The organism is Haloechinothrix salitolerans (assembly GCF_042662605.1).
Lineage (GTDB): Bacteria > Actinomycetota > Actinomycetes > Mycobacteriales > Pseudonocardiaceae > Haloechinothrix_A > Haloechinothrix_A salitolerans.
Map to the genome: position 1 here is coordinate 4,658,921 of NZ_JBHSXX010000001.1, position 17,636 is coordinate 4,676,556.

General features: G+C 67.6%; 16 protein-coding genes and 2 pseudogenes. 13 read left to right on the forward strand and 5 right to left on the reverse strand.

Annotated features, from left to right (window positions below):
- Positions 1–5: 5 nt before the first annotated feature.
- Together ACFQGD_RS22100 and ACFQGD_RS22105 are read right to left on the reverse strand one after the other, a co-directional pair.
- Positions 6–344: a P-II family nitrogen regulator gene (locus ACFQGD_RS22100; RefSeq protein ID WP_345400935.1), complete on the reverse strand. Its 339-nt coding sequence runs from the start codon at positions 342–344 to the stop codon at positions 6–8.
- Positions 341–1,642 (reverse strand): ammonium transporter, encoded by a 1,302-nt coding sequence (locus tag ACFQGD_RS22105; protein ID WP_345400932.1) that lies wholly within the window; start codon positions 1,640–1,642, stop codon positions 341–343. Before ACFQGD_RS22105 ends, ACFQGD_RS22100 begins: the two co-directional genes overlap by 4 nt.
- 200 nt (positions 1,643–1,842) lie before the next feature.
- Here ACFQGD_RS22105 and ACFQGD_RS22110 point away from each other — a divergent pair, with 200 nt between their 5' ends.
- The 5 genes and pseudogenes from ACFQGD_RS22110 to ACFQGD_RS22130 all read left to right on the forward strand — a co-directional run bounded on the left by ACFQGD_RS22110 (position 1,843) and on the right by ACFQGD_RS22130 (position 4,650).
- Positions 1,843–2,199: a putative RNA methyltransferase gene (locus ACFQGD_RS22110; protein ID WP_390221096.1), complete on the forward strand. Its 357-nt coding sequence runs from the start codon at positions 1,843–1,845 to the stop codon at positions 2,197–2,199.
- Positions 2,196–3,054: pseudogene (locus ACFQGD_RS22115) on the forward strand (IS5 family transposase). The gene ACFQGD_RS22110 and the pseudogene ACFQGD_RS22115 overlap by 4 nt, the downstream one beginning before the upstream one ends.
- Before the next feature lie 21 nt (positions 3,055–3,075).
- Positions 3,076–3,630, forward strand: coding sequence for a methyltransferase domain-containing protein (locus tag ACFQGD_RS22120; protein WP_345403789.1), 555 nt, complete (start codon positions 3,076–3,078; stop codon positions 3,628–3,630).
- On the forward strand, positions 3,627–4,262 hold the full coding sequence (locus tag ACFQGD_RS22125; RefSeq protein ID WP_345403792.1) for a Fe-S oxidoreductase: 636 nt from the start codon (positions 3,627–3,629) through the stop codon (positions 4,260–4,262). The genes ACFQGD_RS22120 and ACFQGD_RS22125 overlap by 4 nt, the downstream gene beginning before the upstream one ends.
- A 208-nt stretch (positions 4,263–4,470) precedes the next feature.
- Complete coding sequence (locus tag ACFQGD_RS22130) at positions 4,471–4,650, forward strand: hypothetical protein (RefSeq protein ID WP_345403795.1); 180 nt, start codon at positions 4,471–4,473, stop codon at positions 4,648–4,650.
- Positions 4,651–4,801: 151 nt separating this feature from the next.
- Here ACFQGD_RS22130 and aceB read toward each other — a convergent pair whose 3' ends face one another.
- Complete coding sequence (gene aceB, locus ACFQGD_RS22135; RefSeq protein WP_345403798.1) at positions 4,802–6,376, reverse strand: malate synthase A; 1,575 nt, start codon at positions 6,374–6,376, stop codon at positions 4,802–4,804.
- A gap of 100 nt (positions 6,377–6,476) precedes the next feature.
- Here aceB and ACFQGD_RS22140 point away from each other — a divergent pair, with 100 nt between their 5' ends.
- The 7 genes and pseudogenes from ACFQGD_RS22140 to ACFQGD_RS22170 all read left to right on the forward strand — a co-directional run bounded on the left by ACFQGD_RS22140 (position 6,477) and on the right by ACFQGD_RS22170 (position 13,780).
- The gene (locus ACFQGD_RS22140) at positions 6,477–7,259 is read left to right on the forward strand and encodes an IclR family transcriptional regulator (RefSeq protein WP_345403801.1); all 783 of its coding nucleotides are present in this window, start codon (positions 6,477–6,479) and stop codon (positions 7,257–7,259) included.
- A 157-nt stretch (positions 7,260–7,416) separates the two neighbouring features.
- Positions 7,417–8,220, forward strand: coding sequence for a hydroxypyruvate isomerase family protein (locus tag ACFQGD_RS22145; RefSeq protein WP_345403804.1), 804 nt, complete (start codon positions 7,417–7,419; stop codon positions 8,218–8,220).
- Positions 8,221–8,242: 22 nt separating this feature from the next.
- Positions 8,243–9,121: a 2-hydroxy-3-oxopropionate reductase gene (locus ACFQGD_RS22150; protein ID WP_345403807.1), complete on the forward strand. Its 879-nt coding sequence runs from the start codon at positions 8,243–8,245 to the stop codon at positions 9,119–9,121.
- A gap of 106 nt (positions 9,122–9,227) precedes the next feature.
- Positions 9,228–11,006, forward strand: a complete 1,779-nt coding sequence (gene gcl, locus ACFQGD_RS22155) for a glyoxylate carboligase (protein ID WP_345403810.1) — start codon at positions 9,228–9,230, stop codon at positions 11,004–11,006.
- A complete protein-coding gene (locus ACFQGD_RS22160; RefSeq protein WP_345403813.1) occupies positions 11,003–12,157 on the forward strand; it encodes a glycerate kinase in 1,155 nt (384 codons plus the stop codon). Before gcl ends, ACFQGD_RS22160 begins: the two co-directional genes overlap by 4 nt.
- Positions 12,154–13,134, forward strand: a pseudogene (gene alc / locus ACFQGD_RS22165) (allantoicase); the annotation flags it as partial. The gene ACFQGD_RS22160 and the pseudogene alc, both read left to right, overlap by 4 nt.
- 268 nt (positions 13,135–13,402) lie before the next feature.
- Positions 13,403–13,780, forward strand: coding sequence for an allophanate hydrolase-related protein (locus ACFQGD_RS22170; protein WP_390183323.1), 378 nt, complete (start codon positions 13,403–13,405; stop codon positions 13,778–13,780).
- 154 nt (positions 13,781–13,934) lie between these two features.
- On the opposite strand, the gene ACFQGD_RS22175 is transcribed toward ACFQGD_RS22170, so the two are convergent.
- A complete protein-coding gene (locus tag ACFQGD_RS22175; protein WP_345403822.1) occupies positions 13,935–15,479 on the reverse strand; it encodes an NCS1 family nucleobase:cation symporter-1 in 1,545 nt (514 codons plus the stop codon).
- Between the two features lie 208 nt (positions 15,480–15,687).
- Here ACFQGD_RS22175 and ACFQGD_RS22180 point away from each other — a divergent pair, with 208 nt between their 5' ends.
- Positions 15,688–16,284, forward strand: coding sequence for a cupin domain-containing protein (locus ACFQGD_RS22180; RefSeq protein WP_345403825.1), 597 nt, complete (start codon positions 15,688–15,690; stop codon positions 16,282–16,284).
- Here ACFQGD_RS22180 and allB read toward each other — a convergent pair whose 3' ends face one another.
- Complete coding sequence (gene allB / locus ACFQGD_RS22185; RefSeq protein ID WP_345403828.1) at positions 16,285–17,616, reverse strand: allantoinase AllB; 1,332 nt, start codon at positions 17,614–17,616, stop codon at positions 16,285–16,287.
- Between the last annotated feature and the right edge of the window lie 20 nt (positions 17,617–17,636).

A 17,636-nucleotide genomic window follows, 5' to 3' on the forward strand; every position in this document is an offset into this window, starting at 1 on the left:
GGCGCTTAGAGCGCGTCCGTGCCGCGTTCACCGGTGCGGACCCGGACCACCTGCTCGACCGGGGTCACCCACACCTTGCCGTCGCCGATCTTGCCGGTGTGCGCGGCACTGGTGATGGCCTCGATGACCTTGTCCACACTGGACTCGTCCGTGACCACCTCGACCCGCAGCTTCGCGACGAAGTCAACGGCGTACTCGGCGCCCCGGTAGACCTCGGTGTGGCCCTTCTGCCTGCCGTAGCCCTGCACCTCGCTGACGGTCATGCCGAGCACGCCGAGCTGTTCCAGCGCGTTGCGGACATCGTCAAGGGTGAACGGCTTGATGATGGCGGTGATCAGCTTCATGACTTGCTGTCCTCCAGCTTCTTGGTTGCCGGAGCGGTGACGGAGCCACCGGTCCTTCCGCCACGCAGGGCGCCGAACTCGTAGGCGACCTCGGCGTGTTCGGACTCATCGATACCAGACGTCTCGACGTCTTCGCTGACCCGGAAGCCGATGGTCTTCTGGATCGCCAGACCCAGGATGATCGCCACCGCGCAGGAGTAGATCATGACACCGAACGCGCCGGCGAGCTGCGGGACGACCAGGTCAAGGCCACCGCCGTAGAGCAGGCCCTCGGTGAAGGCCTCCTCGGTGCCCGCACCAGGGTCGACGGTCGAGGTGGCGAACAGCGCGATCGTCGCGGTCCCGATCAGACCACCGATCATGTGGATGCCAACGACGTCGAGCGAGTCGTCGTAACCCAGCTTGTACTTCAGGCTCACCGCGAGCGCGCAGACGACACCGGCGATGAAACCGATCGCCAGCGCGCCCCAGGTGTCGACGAAGGCACACGCCGGGGTGATGGCGACCAGACCAGCGACGATGCCGGACGCCGCACCGAGACTGGTGGCGTGACCGTCGCGGATGCGCTCGAGCAGCAGCCAGCCGAGCATCGCGGCACAGGTGGCCGTCAGGGTGTTGACGAACGCGATACCGGCGACACCGTCGGCGGCGTACGCGGAACCAGCGTTGAAGCCGAACCAGCCGAACCACAGCAGACCAGCGCCGAGCATGACGAACGGCAAGTTGTGTGGCTTCATCGGCTCCCTCGGCCAGCCCTTGCGCTTGCCGATCACCAACGCGAGGCCAAGCGCGGCGGCACCGGAGTTGATGTGGACCGCGGTACCACCCGCGAAGTCAAGCGCGCCCATCTCGGCGATCCAGCCGCCGCCCCAGACCCAGTGCGCGACCGGGAAGTAGACGAGGGTCGCCCACAGGCCCGCGAACAGCAGCCATGGCCCGAACCGCACCCGGTCGGCGATGGCACCCGCGATCAGCGCGACCGTGATGATGGCGAACATCGCCTGGAACGCGACATCCACCGTCGTCCCTGTCGGGTCCTCGGCCGGGTCCATCAGACCGTTCAGCCCGATCGCGTCGGACGACCAACCGAACAGCGTTCCGATGGTGTCGCCGTAGGCGATGCCGTAGCCGTAGATCACCCACAGCACGCCGATCAGGCCCATGGCGCCGAAGCAGAGCATCATGATGTTGAGCACGCTCTTCGAGCGGACCATGCCGCCGTAGAAGAACGCGAGACCCGGCGTCATCAGCAGCACCAGCGCGGAGCTGGTGAGCAGCCAGGCGGTATTACCTTCCATGGTGTCTCCTTGAGACGTACTCGCCTACATGACAATTGGCCCAAAGCATGGGAAAGCCATGTTGCGCGGAATGACGTGCCACGTTTCCCTGCCGTGAACCAAGCGACAGGGCGTGTTAACGGTGCGTTTCGCGCATCCGCTGTCCACCCCCTGTCCGATTGATTCGGGAGAGCATGACCAGGGATATTGAACGGAGTGCGATGGTTAACGCACGGTCGGTGACTGCCTCCGCGGGCGGCGTGTGTAGGCCATCTGTATTACGAGCTTTGCGCTGTTCGCTGTGTGGCACTGGTTTCGCGATCGCAGGGCGCGCCGTGCGGTGCGAGCAGGGACACAACTTCGACATCGCCAAGCAGGGCTACGTCAACCTGCTGCACGCGAAGGTGCCGTCGGGGACGGCCGACACGAAGGAGATGGTCGCGGCGCGGGCGGCGTTCCTGGACGCGGGGCATTACACACCGCTGGCGGAGGCGGTCTCCCGTGCGGCAGCCGGCACCTCGGGCCTAGGGCGTGTCTCCCGAATATCGGCCGGTGGTTCGCTGATGATCGGTGAATGATCAGAACTGGTGTGATCACGGACGAGTTGTGGGAGTCGATCGAGCCGGTGTTGCCGTCTGATGTTGGGCGGCGTGGTGCGCGCTGGCGTGATCACCGTCAGGTGCTGGAAGCGATCGCGTGGCGCTTTCGCACCGGATCGCCGTGGCGTGATGTGCCCGCTGAGTTCGGCCCCTGGCAGACCTTGTGGAAGCGGCATCGCCGCTGGTCAAGCGACGGCACGTACGAGCGGATCTTCGAGCATGTGCTGTCCGACCACGCCGATACGGGCAAGCTGGACTGGTTGCTGTCGGTGGACTCCACCGTCGTGCGGGCGCACCAGCATGCCGCCGGCGCGCCCTCCGCGGACCACACAGGGGGCCAGGTCGAATGACAAGATTTCCGAGCCGGACGACCACGCGATCGGTCGTTCGCGCGGCGGATTGACCACCAAGGTCCACGCCCTGGTCACCTCCGGTGTCCGCCCGGTGGCCATGCTGCTGTCCGCCGGGCAAGCCGGGGACAATCCGCGCCTGGCGCCGTTGCTCGAGGCCCTGGCCGCGACCGGGCACCGGCCGGATCGCCTGCTGGCGGACAAGGCCTACTCACACCCGTCGACTCGCCGCGAACTGCGGCGGCGACGCCTCCGGCACACCATCCCCGAGCGCTCCGACCAGGCCAAACGCCGTAAGGACAAGGGGTCCGCCGGTGGTCGGCCACCGGGTTTCGACCCCGAGCTCTACAAGCAGCGCAACACCGTCGAGCGCGGTTTCGGCCGGTTCAAGCAGTGGCGCGGAATCGCGACCCGCTACGACAAGTACGCGCGGACCTACTTCGGCGGCGTACTCCTCGCCGCCACCGTCATGCTCGCCCGATGAATCGGGAGACACGCTCTAGTCGTGGACGTCGGAGCGGGCACCGGGTACTACCTCGCGGCGACGCTGGAGGCACTCCCCGACGTGACGGGCCTCGCGCTGGACCTGTCCGCCGCCGCGTGCCGGCGCGCGGCACGGGCGCACCCGCGCGCCGCCGCCGCCGTGTGGAACACGTGGGAGCCGCTACCGCTCGCGGACGGCTGCGCGTCGGTCGTGTTGAACATCTTCGCGCCGCGCAACCCCGCGGAGTTCCGGCGCGTGCTTCGCGCCGATGGGATCTTGGTCGTCGTGACACCGACATCCGCGCACCTGGCCGAATTTCGCGAGTTCACCCTCGACGTCGATCCGGCGAAGGAACAGCGGTTGACGGAAGGCCTGTCGCGGCATTTCGAGCAGGCCGACGCCGAAGACGTCAGCTACCCGCTGGAATTGTCCGCGACGGAGGCACGGACACTGATCGAGATGGGACCGGCAGCGCATCACCTCTCCCCGGGCGCGCTCGACGCGCTGCCGGACAACGTGACGGTCACCGTGTCGTGCACGGTCGGCGTGTACCGGCCCCGAGGTGAGGCGGGATGACGGAGTTCAGCGCCGCGTTAATCACCGACCCGGACTGGATGGCGGAACGGTTGCGGCTCGCGCGGGCGCTGTACGGGTCGGCGCCGAACCGGGTGCTTGGCACGGTGTGGTGGTACTCGACGTCGTCGGTGCTGGTCGCGCCACCGTTGGAGGCGCTGCTGCACACCGGACGAGCCGCTGATCCCTCGCTTGACGCGGTGACGTTGCAGATTCACTCCGACGGTCGGCTGGTCGACGCGCACTCCTCCCGCCCCTTCGACGGTGACGCTGTCGCACTGGGCAAGGCGATGGGTGCCGCGCTAGCGGCCGCCGTCACTTCGGTGTCGTCCGCGTGTGGTGCTAGCGAGCGGGCGTTGTGGGCGATCGCCGCTGACTCGATCGCCAACCGGGCGCTCTGGGCAGGGCAGGCAATCGGTGACGTCGACCGTGCGCTAACCGTGGTGAGCGCGGTCGCGGACGGGATTGGCCCCGCACTCCCCCGGCCACGGTTCGAACGCTACGGCGACCGTCTGGTCGTGCGGCGGGTGTCTTGCTGTTTGATCGACAAGGCCACGGGACTCGCCAAGTGCGCCAGCTGCCCCAACCAGCACCCCGACGAACGTGCCCGTCGCATCCGCGCCGCCCTACCCTGAGCCACCACCGCGCCGTGTCCGACACTCACGACGGTGTGTCCTGCGTTCCCGACGTTGTGTCCGACACTCACGACAGTGTGTCCGACACTCACGACGTTGTATTAGGCATTCGCGCCAGTCGTTCGGCGCACTGCTGCGTGGGACACGGGTTTGTCACCACGACCTGTGGGTACGCCGGACCACAAACGCACCCCATCAGGGAGGTGAGATGGAGCGCGAAAGCGAGAAGCATTCACCCCGACAGGACGAGGCGCTCAAGGAAGAACTCGAAGGCACGCTGCGTGGCGACAAGCCGACGCGCGCTGAGACGTGGCGCGATCCGGAGCCGCCCGCCGACGACGACCCGGACGTGCCACCGTTCGAGCCACGCACGAACCGCCCTGACTGACGGACACAACGTCGTGAGTGCAGGACACAACGTCGTGAGTGCAGGACACAACGTCGTGAGTGTCGGACACACCGTCGGGAACGCAGGACACAACCGCATGGCCGCCCCCGGCAGTGACCGGGGGCCGCCATGCGTCACCTAGGACGGTGTGTCACTGGATGCGGTCGTAGGCGGGCAGCGTCAGGAAGTCCGGGAACTCGTCCGCCAGCGCGACCTGCTCGAACAGCTCGACGGCTGGGTCGAGCACCTCGGCGTCGATCTCGCCAGCGAGCTCCTTCCGAGTCTCGGCGAGCACCTCGCGGACCAGGTCAGCGGTGACCTTCACGCCGCCTTCCAGCTCGACACCATTGTTCACCCACTGCCACAGCTGCGAGCGGGAGATCTCGGCGGTCGCCGCGTCCTCCATCAGGTTGTGGATCGCGGCCGCGCCGTTACCGCTCAGCCAGGACGCGATGTAGCGGACACCGACGTCGACCGCGCCGCGCAGCCCAGCCTCGGTGCATGAACCTGGGGTCTCCTCCACGGCGAGCAGCTGCTCGGCGGTCACCGAGACGTCCTCGCGCTTGCGGTCGACCTGATTCGGCTTGTCGCCGAGCACCTTGTCGAACTGCTCCCGGCACAGCGCGACCATGCCGGGGTGGGCGACCCACGAGCCGTCGAAGCCGTCGTTGGCCTCGCGGTTCTTGTCGTCGGTGACCTTGGCGTAGGCCTTCTCGTTGACCTCGGGGTCCTTGCTCGGGATGAACGCGGCCATGCCACCGATGGCCATCGCGCCGCGCTTGTGGCAGGTGCGCACCAGCAGCTCGGTGTAAGCGCGCATGAACGGCGCGGTCATGGTGACGGAGTTGCGGTCCGGCAGCGTGAACTTCTCGCCCGCGTCGCGGAAGTACTTGATGACGCTGAACAGGTAGTCCCAGCGGCCCGCGTTCAGGCCGGCGGCGTGGTCGCGCAGCTCGTAGAGGATCTCCTCCATCTCGAAGGCTGCCGGGATGGTCTCGATCAGCACGGTGGCACGAATCGTGCCGTGCGGGATGCCCAGCTCCTTCTGGGCGTGCGTGAACACGTCGTTCCACAGCCGCGCCTCGAGGTGGCTCTCCATCTTCGGAAGGTAGTAGAACGGACCGGTGCCCCGCTCTGTCAGATACTTCGCGTTGTGGAAGAAGTGCAGGCCGAAGTCGACAAGCGCACCCACGGTGATCTCACCGTCGACGGTGATGTTGCGCTCGGGCAGGTGCCAACCGCGCGGACGCACCACGATGGTCGGGCGCTCGACGTCGTCGCGGAGCTCGTACTTCTTGGCGCCGGTGTCCAGCGAAATCGTCTCGCGCGCGGCGTCGTACAGGTTGACCTGGCCGGAGACGACGTTGGACCAGTGCGGCGTGTTGGCGTCCTCGAGGTCGGCCAGCCACACCTTGGCGCCGGAGTTCATCGCGTTGATGGTCATCTTGCGGTCGGTCGGACCTGTGATCTCGACGCGACGGTTGCGCAGCGCCTCCGGGGTGGGAGCCACCTGCCAGTCGCCCTCGCGCACCTCCTTGGTCTCCGGCAGGAAGTCAAGCTTGCCCGCCTTCGCCGCGGCGTCCCTACGCTCGGCGCGTGCACGGAGCAGTTCGTCGCGCCGGGCGGCGAACGCCTTGTGCAGCCCACCGACGAAGGCGAGCGCCTCGGGGGTCAGGATCTCGTCGCCTCGATCGACGGAGCCACCGAGGACACGAACATCAGTCATACGAACTCTCCAAGCCACGGGTTACTGCGCTTCTCTACATAACGGACTATAGTTTCTGCATTACGGAACAACAATGTGGGGCTCGACGAAAGGAGTCGGCATGACATCCCCGAAGCAGACCGGCGGTGGGGGCGGCGGCGTCCAGTCGCTCCGGCGCGCGTTTGAGCTGCTCGAGGGGCTCGCCGACACCGGGGGCGAGGCGAGCCTCTCCGAACTGGCGGCCACAACGGGGCTACCCATGCCCACGATCCACCGGCTGATCCGCACCCTTGTCGAGCTGGGCTACGTCCGGCAGAACGCGAACCGGCACTATGCCCTCGGCTCTCGCCTGATCCGACTCGGCGAGCAGGCAAGCAAGCAGTTCGGCACCTGGGCACGACCGCACCTCACGGAGCTCGTCGATACCACAGGCGAGACGGCGAATCTGGCCGTGCTGGAACGCGACGAGATGGTCTACGTCGCGCAGGTCCCCTCGAAGCACTCGATGCGGATGTTCACCGAGGTGGGACGTCGGCTGCTGCCACACGGCACCGGTGTCGGCAAGGCAGTGCTCTCGCAACTTCCACCCGATGAGGTGAGGGCGCTGCTGCGGCGAACCGGCATGCCCGCTTACACCCCACACACCCACACCGACCCGGAGGAGTTCATCTCCCACCTGGCCGACATCGCCACACAGGGGTACGCACTGGACGAGAGCGAGCAGGAGTTGGGCGTCCGCTGCATCGCCGTGCCACTGACCGGTTGCCCCGTCCCGGCAGCGGTGTCGGTGTCCGGCCCGGAAGGCAGGCTCACCCCGGAGATCGCGGAACGCATCGCACCGACGGCGATCGAGATCGGCGCCCGGCTGTCCAAGTCGATCGCCGAGCAGGAACGCGGCGGCTGAAGCGACCCGGCGCATCGACCGACGGCACCCCGCGAGCGAGCGGGGTGCCGTTTTTTGTCGCCGTAGCGACTCGCTTGACGCAGCTCACACCCGCGTCGTACGCTAATTTCCAGAAAACAGAACAATATTTCCGCATCATGAAAGTACAGGAGCCATCATGGACCGGCACGCGAATCGCTTCGCGGTGAACTGCTCGATCCTGTTCACCGAACTGCCCGTGCTCGAACGTCCGGCGGCAGCGAAGGCGGCCGGTTTCGACGCCGTTGAGTTCTGGTGGCCGTTCGCGGAACCAGTGCCGAGCCAGGCGGAGCAAGACGAGTTCGTGGCCGCGCTGGACGACGCGGGCGTGTCGCTGATCGGGCTGAACTTCTTCGCCGGGGACATGCCCGCCGGTGACCGAGGCATCGTGTCCTGGCCAAGTCGCGAGCAGGAGTTCCGGGACAACGCCGCCGTCGTCGCCGCCCTGGGTGAACGCACGGGCTGCCGGGCGTTCAACGCGCTGTACGGCAACCGTTTCGACGACACGGACCCGGATACGCAAGACAAGCTCGCGTTGGACAACCTCAGCCACGCGGCATCGGCCGTCGCCGAGATCGGCGGCACCGTGCTAATCGAACCCGTCAGCGGCGCGACCGGATATCCACTGCGCACCGCCAACGACGCCATCGACGTCATCACGGCGCTCGCCGAGCGTGGCGCGACCAATGCCGCACTCCTCGCTGATCTCTACCATCTGCACGTCAACGGCGATGATGTCGCGCGGGCCATCGACACCCACGCCGACCGCATCGCCCACGTGCAGATCGCCGACGCGCCAGGCCGCAACGAGCCCGGCACCGGCACGCTCGACATCAGCGGCTACCTGGACCAGCTCAGCGAGCGTGGCTACACCGGCTGGATCGCGGCGGAATACAAGCCATCCGGTGCCACCGCCGACAGCTTCGGCTGGTTCACCCGATAGCACATAGAAAGGACTTGAAGCGATGACCACAGTGGGATTCATCGGTCTCGGCATCATGGGTGGGCCGATGGCGGCCAACCTGGTGAAGGCCGGTTTCGACGTCGTCGGCTACAACCGCAGCCAAGCGGCGGTGGACCGGCTGGCCGAGCAGGGCGGCAAGGCCGCGTCATCAGTGGCCGAAGCGGTGCGCGACGCCGACGTCGTGATCACCATGCTGCCGGACTCCCCCGACGTCGAACGGGTCGCGCTCGGTGAGGACGGCGTGCTGGCCAACGCCAAAGCCGGGGTGCTCTACATCGACTGCTCCACGATCAAGCCGGACACCGCCCGCACGGTCGCCGAACAGGCCGCCCAGCAGGGCGTGCGGGCGCTGGACGCTCCGGTTTCCGGCGGCGAGCAGGGCGCGATCGACGGCGCGCTGTCGATCATGGTCGGCGGCGAGGCCGAGGCGTTCGAGGCGGCATCGGCGGTGTTCGACGCGGTCGGCAAAACCGTGGTGCACGTCGGCAAGGCAGGCTCCGGCCAGACCGTCAAGGCCGCCAACCAGCTCATCGTGGCGGGCACCCTGGAGCTGGTCGCCGAATCGATCGTGTTCCTGGAAGCACACGGCGTTGACACCGAGGCCGCGCTCTCGGTGCTGAACGGCGGACTCGCGGGCAGCGCGATCCTGGAACGCAAGGGCGCGGGCATGCTCAAGCGCGAGTTCACGCCGGGCTTCCGCACCGAGCTGCACCACAAGGACCTCGGCATCGTCCAGGCCGCTGCCCGCGAGGCAGGCGTGACGATCCCACTCGGCGCGGTGGCCTCCCAGCTGGTCGCGGCCCTTGTCGCCCGCGGCGACGGCGCGCTGGACCACTCCGCGCTGCTCAAGCTGGTCGAGGAGCTCTCCGGCCGCAGCTAATCACCTGATCCCCGGTGCGGCTGTCGACATGCTCCCTGTGCGTATGTCGACAGCCGCACCCTCCCCACAGCCTTTCCCGTAGCCCGCCCCAGCAAGGAGAACGCCCATGGCTCGTATGACGGCCGCCCGCGCGGCGGTGGAGGTTCTGAAAGCCGAAGGTGTCAGTACCGCGTTCGGTGTGCCCGGCGCGGCTATCAACCCGTTCTACGCCGCGCTGCGTGACTCCGGCGAGATCGACCACGTGCTCGCCCGCCACGTCGAGGGCGCCTCCCACATGGCCGAGGGCTACACCCGCACCACCGCGGGCAACATCGGCGTGTGTATCGGCACCTCCGGCCCCGCAGGCACCGACATGATCACCGGGCTGTACTCGGCAGCCGCCGACTCCATCCCGATCCTCTGCATCACCGGCCAGGCACCCCGCTCACGGCTGCACAAGGAGGACTTCCAGGCCGTCGACATCTCGTCGATCGCGAAGCCGTTGGCAAAGCTGGCGGTGACGGTCCTGGAACCGGCGCAGGTGCCCTGGGTGTTCCAGCGCGCGTTCCACGAGATGCGCTCCGGACGCCCCGGACCGGTGCTGGTCGACCTGCCCCTCGACGTCCAGCTCTCCGAGATCGACTTCGATCCAGACACCTACCAGCCCCTCGCCGTGCACAAGCCCGCCGCGAGCCGGGCACAGGTCGAGAAGGCGCTCGACATGCTCGCTGAGGCGGAGCGGCCACTGATCGTCGCGGGCGGCGGCATCATCAACGCCGACGCGTCGACCGAGCTGGTCGAACTCGCCGAACTGCTGAACATCCCCGTCATCCCGACGCTGATGGGGTGGGGCACCATCCCGGACGACCACCCGCTGATGGCGGGCATGGCCGGATTGCAAACCGCGCACCGCTACGGCAACGCGACGTTGCTCGAATCCGACTTCGTGCTCGGCATCGGCAACCGGTGGGCCAACCGCCACACCGGCGGCCTCGACACCTACACCCAGGGCCGCACCTTCGTGCACATCGATATCGAACCCACCCAGATCGGCCGGGTGTTCGCGCCGGACTACGGCATCACCTCCGACGCGGGTGCGGCGCTGCGCATGCTGCTCGACGTCGCGCGGGAGCGAGCGACACGAGGCGGGCTGCCAGACCGCGTCGCGTGGGTGGCCGACTGTCAGCGCCGCAAGGCGACGTTGCAGCGAAAGACCCACTTCGACCAGACGCCGATCAAACCGCAACGGGTCTACGAGGAGATGAACCGCGCGTTCGGACCGGAGACGCGCTATGTCAGCACGATCGGGCTGTCCCAAATCGCGGGCGCGCAGTTCCTGCACGTGTACCGGCCGCGGCACTGGATCAACTGCGGCCAAGCCGGACCCCTCGGCTGGACCGCACCCGCCGCCCTCGGCGTCGCCAAGGCCGATCCGGACGCCACCGTTGTCGCGCTCTCGGGTGACTACGACTTCCAGTTCATGATCGAAGAACTGGCGGTCGGCGCGCAGTTCAACCTGCCCTACCTGCACGTCGTGGTGAACAACTCCTATCTCGGGTTGATCCGGCAGGCACAGCGGCAGTTCGACATGGACTACGGCGTGCAGCTCAGCTTCGACAACCTCAACGCCCCCGAGCTGAACTCATACGGCGTGGACCACGTCAAGGTCGCGGAAGGTCTCGGCTGCAAAGCCATCCGCGTGCACGACCCCGACGAGATCCAACCCGCCTTCGACAAGGCCCGTTCACTCATGGCCGAATACCGGGTTCCGGTCGTCGTCGAAGTCATCTTGGAGCGAGTCACCAACATCGCGATGGGCACCGAACTCGACAACGTGAACGAGTTCGAGGAGTTGGCCACCTCGGCCGAGCATGCCCCGACGGCGATCGCCACCATAGGTTCATGAACCAGGTGGTGGTCGCGCCAGACAAGTTCAAGGGTTCGCTGTCCGCGCCGGAGGTCGCCGCGCACGTCGCGGCGGGCCTGCGGCGCGCGCGACCTGACGTCGACGTCCGCGAGGTGCCGGTCGCCGATGGCGGTGACGGCACACTGGACGCCACGCTGGCGGCGGGTTTCACCCGGGTGCCGGTGACCGCGAGCGGCCCCACCGGCGAGCCGGTGACCACCGCCTACGTACGCCAGGGTGACACCGCTGTGGTGGAGCTGGCCGACGTCTCCGGGCTGTCCCGTCTGCCAGGACGACGGCTGGCTCCGCTGATCGCGACGTCGTTCGGCACCGGCGAGGTCATCCGTGCCGCGCTGGACGACGGCTGCCGCACGATCGTGCTCGGTCTCGGGGGCAGTGCCTGCACCGACGGTGGCGCGGGTATGGCACAGGCCCTCGGCGTGCGGCTGCTCGATGAGCACGGGGACGACCTGCCGCCGGGCGGAGAAGCACTCACGAGGCTGGCCACCGTGGACGTATCCGGTGTGCATCCGGCGGTGGGCGAGGCGGACATCGTCGTCGCGAGCGACGTCGACAACCCGCTGCTCGGTAAGCACGGCGCGGCAGGGGTATACGGCCCGCAGAAGGGCGCTGACGCCGAGCAGGTCGAGCTGCTGGACGCCGCGCTGGCCCGTTGGGCTGAGGTGCTGGAGCGAGACGCTGGCGTCGCGCCCGCGACCGCGACGTTGCCCGGCGCTGGTGCGGCGGGCGGTGTCGGGTTCGCCGCGCTCGCTTTGCTCGACGCCAAACTCCGGCCCGGTATCGAGTACCTGCTCGACCTCGTCGGCTTCCACCGGCAGTTGACGGGCGCATCGCTCGTCGTCACCGGGGAGGGGTCACTCGACGAGCAAACGTTGCGTGGCAAGGCACCCGCTGGTGTAGCCGACGCCGCTCGCGCCGCCGGAGTACCGGTGGTGGCGGTGGCGGGCCGGTGCCTGCTGCCCCACGCGGCCCTCCATGCGGCGGGGTTCGCGGGTGCCTATGCGCTGACCGACATCGAACCGGACCAGCGCCGTTGCGTCGACGAAGCGGGCCCGCTGCTGGAGCGGCTCGCCGAGCAGCGGCTGGCGGCGATAATCGACACCGACACCCACTTGGAGGAGACGCGATGACGAGCACCGCATTCACCGACCTGCCCGATCTCGCCGCGAGGGCGCTCGGCGGTGCCGTCATCGCGGCCAACGACGAGTTCTTCGCGGAGAAAGAGAACCTGCTCAATCCCGGCGCGCCGGAGTTCCGCCCGCACACGTTCGGTCACAAGGGGCAGGTCTACGACGGCTGGGAGACGCGCCGTCGTCGTGAACCCGGCCACGACTGGGCCGTGGTGCGGCTTGGTGCGCCCGGCGTCATTCACGGAGTCAACGTCGACACGGCGTTCTTCAAGGGCAACTACCCCGAGGAGTGCTCCGTCGAGGCGGCCGCGATCCCCGGCTACCCCTCCCCCGATGAACTGGCGGACGCCGAGTGGGTGGAGATCCTGCCACGCTCCCCGCTGAAGGGCGACACCGCGAACCTGTTTCCCACCGACTCGACGCAGCGGTTCACTCACGTGCGGCTGAACATCCATCCGGACGGCGGCGTCGCACGGCTGCGCGTGCACGGCGAGGTGGTGCCGGACCCGCGCTGGTTCGTCGGGATGCCGCTCGACCTGGCGGCGATGGCGAACGGGGGCGCGGTCACCGACTGCTCCAACAGGTTCTTCTCCACTCCGAACAACCTGTTACTGCCCGGCAACGCGCACAGCATGGGCGAAGGTTGGGAGACGGCTCGTCGCCGCGACGACGCCAACGACTGGGTTAGCGTGCGGCTCGCGGCCGAGGGCGTCGTGCGGCAGGTCGTCGTGGATACCACGCATTTCAAAGGCAACGCACCCGGTTGGTTCCGCCTTGTCGGCGGAACTGATCCCGACCACACGCAGGACTGGCAGGAACTCATCAGCCGCACCCGGCTGCAGCCCGACACCTGCCATCGGTTCCTGGTCGCCGAGTCCGCTCCGGTGACACACGCTCGGGTCGACGTCTATCCGGACGGCGGATTCGCTCGCCTCCGGCTGTTCGGCGACCTCACCGCAGCGGGGCGAAAACGGATCGGGCTGAACTGGTTCGACCGGCTGCCCGGCGCGAACGCCGTCACGGTGCTGACCGAGGATGCCGGGCTCAGCGCGTCGGCGGCCGAGGTCGTCGTCTCCAAGCGACCGCTGGCCGACGCCGATGGCGTGCGCGCCGCGCTAGCGGCCGCGGCGGTGTCCGAGCAGGCCGCTGTCGACGTCGAACGTCTTGTTCTCGGCTGAGCAAAAGTCCCGGACGCGCGATATGCGCGCTCTTGACCGAACTCCCTGGAGGTTTCCCGTGGTCTATATGTTCCTCAATGGCGGCGGAATGCGCGGCGGCGATCTGCATCACCAGTTGCGGGGCGCACCGCTGGTGAAGGAGACACGCACCGCGCCGAAGTACCGCTTCCATTCTGTCGACGACCGCTTCCCCGCCCTGGAGCCCGTCGACGAGGGCGGCGTCGCTGTCTGGGGTGAACTGTATGACCTGCCGATGGAGACGCTGCGCGACTCGCTGCTGCCCGCGGAGCCACCAGAACTGGAGCTAAGCGTCATCGAGCTGGAGGACGGCACGTCGTCGTTCGCGGTCGTGCTGCGTAAGGAATACCGCCGCACGGCAACGCTCACCGACATCTCCGACGTCGGCTCCTGGCGTCAGTACAAGGGCATCGAGCCTCCCGCCTAGGAAGAGGGCCGAGCGCCAAGCCGTCCACAAGGCTTGGCGCTCGGTCGCCCTGAGTAGTTGATCAACCGTGCTCCCTGGGAGACCGAATTTTATCCGCTTTGTCGGATATTCTTCGTCACACGGGGAGCAATGTTGATTAACTCGGCACTCGGGATCAGTGCGCGGGCTCAGCCTCGACTCGCGCTGCTTCTCGGTGCCCCCGCATGAACAGCACGTGCAGTACAGCGCCGATGGCCGCGCCGAGGATCCACGCGAACCCGGTCAGGTTCGTCAGCGCCGGTACCCACACGGTCGCCACCGAGAACACCGCGGCGATGCCGAATGCGGCGAGGGCGCGCAGGTTCCAGCCCTTGACGTAGTAGTACGCACTGCCCTCCTCGGCGTTGAACAGCTCCTGAACGTTCAGACGCTGCTTGCGCACCAGGTAGTAGTCGGCGACCAGCACGCCGTAGAGCGGTGCGAGCACGGCGCCGAGCGTGTCGACGAATTGCGCGATGCCCATATTCGACACGAACGACACCCACAGCCCACCGATGACGAAGGCGATGGACGCGGCGATCATGCCACCGGTCCTGGCGCTGATCTTGCCAGGCATGAGGTTCGCCAGGTCGTAAGCGGGCGGGACGAAGTTCGCGACCAAGTTGATGCCGACGGTCGCCGCGAAGAACGTCAGCGCGGCGACCACGGTGAGCCAGATGTTGTCGACCTGCTCGACGATCGCGGCCGGGTCGGTCAGCGCCTCGCCGTAGAGGACACCGGTACCGGCGGTGATCACCATCGCGAGCAGCGAGAACACCGCGAGGCTTACTGGGAGGCCCCAGAAGTTGCCACGCCGCATCTTGCGCTCTGTCTTCACGAATCGTGAGAAGTCGCCATAGTTGATGATCACGGCGGCGAAATAGGCGACCATCGTGCCGACGACAGCGACGAACGCGAGCACTGGCCCGCCGTCGTACGAACCTACGCCGGAGAACATCGTGCCGAGCTCGCCGAGCAGACCTCCACCCGCCCGCACCCAGATGGCCACCATCAGCGCGATCATCACGACGTAGACCATCGGCGCGGCCCAGTTGAGATAGCGGGAGATCCAGTCGATACCGCGCAGGAACAGCCCGACCTGGAACACCGCGACGATGACGTACGACAGCCAGCCGATCGCGGTCATCCCAAGGAACGTCGGCCCACCGGACGATCCGGTGACGGCGGTGATGAGCAGCGCGATCGCGGTCGACGCGAAGTACGTCTGTACGCCGTACCAGAAGATCGCCACGATGCCGCGTACCAACGCGGGAAACTGCGCGCCGCGCACACCCATGCTGGCGCGCGCCATCACGGGGTACGGGATGCCGTAGCGGACGCTGGGCTTCCCGGTCAGGTTCACCAAGCCCATGACGATCAACCCGGCGAGCACGATGCCCGCCATGACCGCCCAACCGCTGAGGCCGTAGGAGATGAACAGCGTGGCCGCCAGCGTGTAGCCGAACAAGCTCTGGATGTCGTTGGACCAGACGTTGAAGATCTCGAACGCGCCCCACTTGCGCTTGGCGTGTGGCAGCGGGGCGAGGTCCTTGTTGTAGAGGGTGGGGTCGTCGGTGGGGACGACCAAGGAGTCCGGCTCCGCGGAAGCCGAGGCCGAGACGTCCGGAACGGGGGTGGACGGGCTGCGATGGATCCTCGCGGCGATCTGCTCGTTACTCACGGGAGTCTCCCTGAGTGCTGTGGATAAGGCTGTCTATGATTCCGCTTTACGGAAACAAGCTTCCGTTCATTGGAGTACAGCACTTAGGTGTGACGTACGTCAATAGATGAGCGACGTCTTTGTGAAGCGATAGCTGAACACCGAGTTGGGTCACGGTGTCGTGACAAGCCGACGACGTCACCTCGATCGCCCTAGACTCGACAACGTTATGGCTCATGCGCCGCAGGACGTTCCAGACGAATCACGCGACGGCGATGACATCGGCGCCCGCATACGCACCCTTCGTCGTGCCAAGGGCACGTCGCTACGCGCGCTCGCCGGCGAGCTGGGCATCAGCCCGAGCGCACTGTCGCAGATCGAGCGCGGCACGATGCGGCCATCGGTCACGCGCCTGATCCAGATCGTGTCGCTGCTCAACGCGCCACTGTCGGCGGTGTTCGAACCCGGGCGCGCCACCCACGCCCTCGACGACGACGTCGTCGTCACGCGCGGCGGCGACATGCCGATGCTCGAACTAGGCCAGGGCGTGCGTTACCGGCGGCTCCTACCCGAATCCGTGCCTGGACTGGAGATCTACGAATGCACCTATCCGCCTGGCGCGGAGTCCACCCAGGACGGTGAGTTCCTGCGCCACGGCGGGCACGAGATGGGCAGCGTGCTGTCCGGGAGGCTCCTCATCGAGGTCGGCGACGACACCCACGAACTCGGCCCTGGCGACGCCATCAAGTTCCCGTCCAGCAGGCCGCACCGCATCGCCAACACCGGCGCGGTGCCCGCCGTGGCGGTCTGGGTCAATCTCGGCTAGTCAGCACATCCCGCGTCGCAGCAACGTCCCGGTGGGCTCCTCCCCCGAAATCTCCGCGCCGCGCAGCCAGGTGTTGCGCACAACGCCGGAGAGCGTGCGGCCGTGGTAAGCGCTGACCGGGTTGCGGTGCGCCAGCTTCCCGACGTCCACGACGAACCCCTCATCGGGTGCGAACACGCAGAAGTCCGCGTCGTAGCCGAGCGCGATGTGCCCCTTGCGGCGCATGCCGACCTGCGCGGCGGGACGTTCTGCCATCCAGCGGACGACGTCGGTCAGCGCGAAGCCGCGCTTCCGCGCCTCGGTCCAGACGGCGGGCAGGCCGAGTTGCAGGCTCGCGATGCCGCCCCACGCGACGCCGAAGTCGCCGATGTCGAGCCGTTTCAGCTCCGGCGTGCAGGGCGAGTGGTCGCTGACGACGCAGTCGATGGTCCCGTCGGCGAGCCCCTGCCACAGCAGTTCCCGGTTCTCCGCCTCGCGGATCGGCGGGCAGCACTTGAACTCGGTCGCGCCTTCCGGGATCTCTTCCGCGGTGAAGCACAGGTAGTGCGGGCAAGTCTCCACGGTCAGCGCGACGCCGTCGCGGCGGGCGGTGGCGATCATCGGCAGCGCGTCCGACGAGGACAGATGCAGGATGTGCACCCGTGCGCCCGTCCACCGCGCCAGTTCGATGACCTGCGCGATCGCCACGTTCTCCGCCCCACGGGGACGTGAGCGCAGGAACTTCTCGTACTGCGCCCCCTGTGCGGCGGGCGCATGCTCGATGGCGTCGGAGTTCTCGGCGTGCACGATCATCTGCGCCCCGAAGCTACGCACCGCGCGCAGCGCGTCCTCCAGTTCCTGCGCGCCGAGCGGCGGGAACTCGTCCACCCCGGAGTGCAGCAGGAAGCACTTGAACCCGAACACGCCCGCGTCGTGCAAACCGCGCAGGTCCCCGAGATTGCCCGGCACGGCGCCGCCCCAGAACCCGACGTCGATATGCACCTTGCCCTCGGCGGTCTTGCGCTTCACCTCAAGCGACTCGACGTCGACCGTGGGCGGGATGCTGTTCAGCGGCATGTCCACGAGGGTGGTGATGCCACCTGCCGCCGCCGCGCGGGTCGCCGTCTCGAAACCCTCCCACTCGCTGCGGCCAGGGTCGTTGACGTGCACGTGGGTGTCGACGAGGCCGGGCAGCAGCACGACGTCGTCGTCCAGGTCGATGACGCGATCGGCGTCCAGATCGGCGTCGTACGGTTCGATGGCCACGATCTTTCCGTCCGAGACGCCGATCGACCGCGCGACCTCGCCTGCCGCCGTGATAGCTCGTCGCGCCCTGAACGCCAGGTCAACCATGCCCGCCTCCGCACTTCCGA

Bases quoted from the DNA above. Each gene is read 5' to 3' on its own strand.
- ACFQGD_RS22100 (WP_345400935.1), bottom strand. From the start codon at position 344: ATGAAGCTGATCACCGCCATCATCAAGCCGTTCACCCTTGACGATGTC.
- ACFQGD_RS22105 (WP_345400932.1), bottom strand. From the start codon at position 1,642: ATGGAAGGTAATACCGCCTGGCTGCTCACCAGCTCCGCGCTGGTGCTG.
- ACFQGD_RS22110 (WP_390221096.1), top strand. From the start codon at position 1,843: ATGGTTAACGCACGGTCGGTGACTGCCTCCGCGGGCGGCGTGTGTAGG.
- ACFQGD_RS22125 (WP_345403792.1), top strand. From the start codon at position 3,627: ATGACGGAGTTCAGCGCCGCGTTAATCACCGACCCGGACTGGATGGCG.
- ACFQGD_RS22130 (WP_345403795.1), top strand. From the start codon at position 4,471: ATGGAGCGCGAAAGCGAGAAGCATTCACCCCGACAGGACGAGGCGCTC.
- aceB (WP_345403798.1), bottom strand. From the start codon at position 6,376: ATGACTGATGTTCGTGTCCTCGGTGGCTCCGTCGATCGAGGCGACGAG.
- ACFQGD_RS22140 (WP_345403801.1), top strand. From the start codon at position 6,477: ATGACATCCCCGAAGCAGACCGGCGGTGGGGGCGGCGGCGTCCAGTCG.
- ACFQGD_RS22145 (WP_345403804.1), top strand. From the start codon at position 7,417: ATGGACCGGCACGCGAATCGCTTCGCGGTGAACTGCTCGATCCTGTTC.
- ACFQGD_RS22150 (WP_345403807.1), top strand. From the start codon at position 8,243: ATGACCACAGTGGGATTCATCGGTCTCGGCATCATGGGTGGGCCGATG.
- gcl (WP_345403810.1), top strand. From the start codon at position 9,228: ATGGCTCGTATGACGGCCGCCCGCGCGGCGGTGGAGGTTCTGAAAGCC.
- ACFQGD_RS22160 (WP_345403813.1), top strand. From the start codon at position 11,003: ATGAACCAGGTGGTGGTCGCGCCAGACAAGTTCAAGGGTTCGCTGTCC.
- ACFQGD_RS22170 (WP_390183323.1), top strand. From the start codon at position 13,403: ATGTTCCTCAATGGCGGCGGAATGCGCGGCGGCGATCTGCATCACCAG.
- ACFQGD_RS22180 (WP_345403825.1), top strand. From the start codon at position 15,688: ATGGCTCATGCGCCGCAGGACGTTCCAGACGAATCACGCGACGGCGAT.
- allB (WP_345403828.1), bottom strand. From the start codon at position 17,616: ATGGTTGACCTGGCGTTCAGGGCGCGACGAGCTATCACGGCGGCAGGC.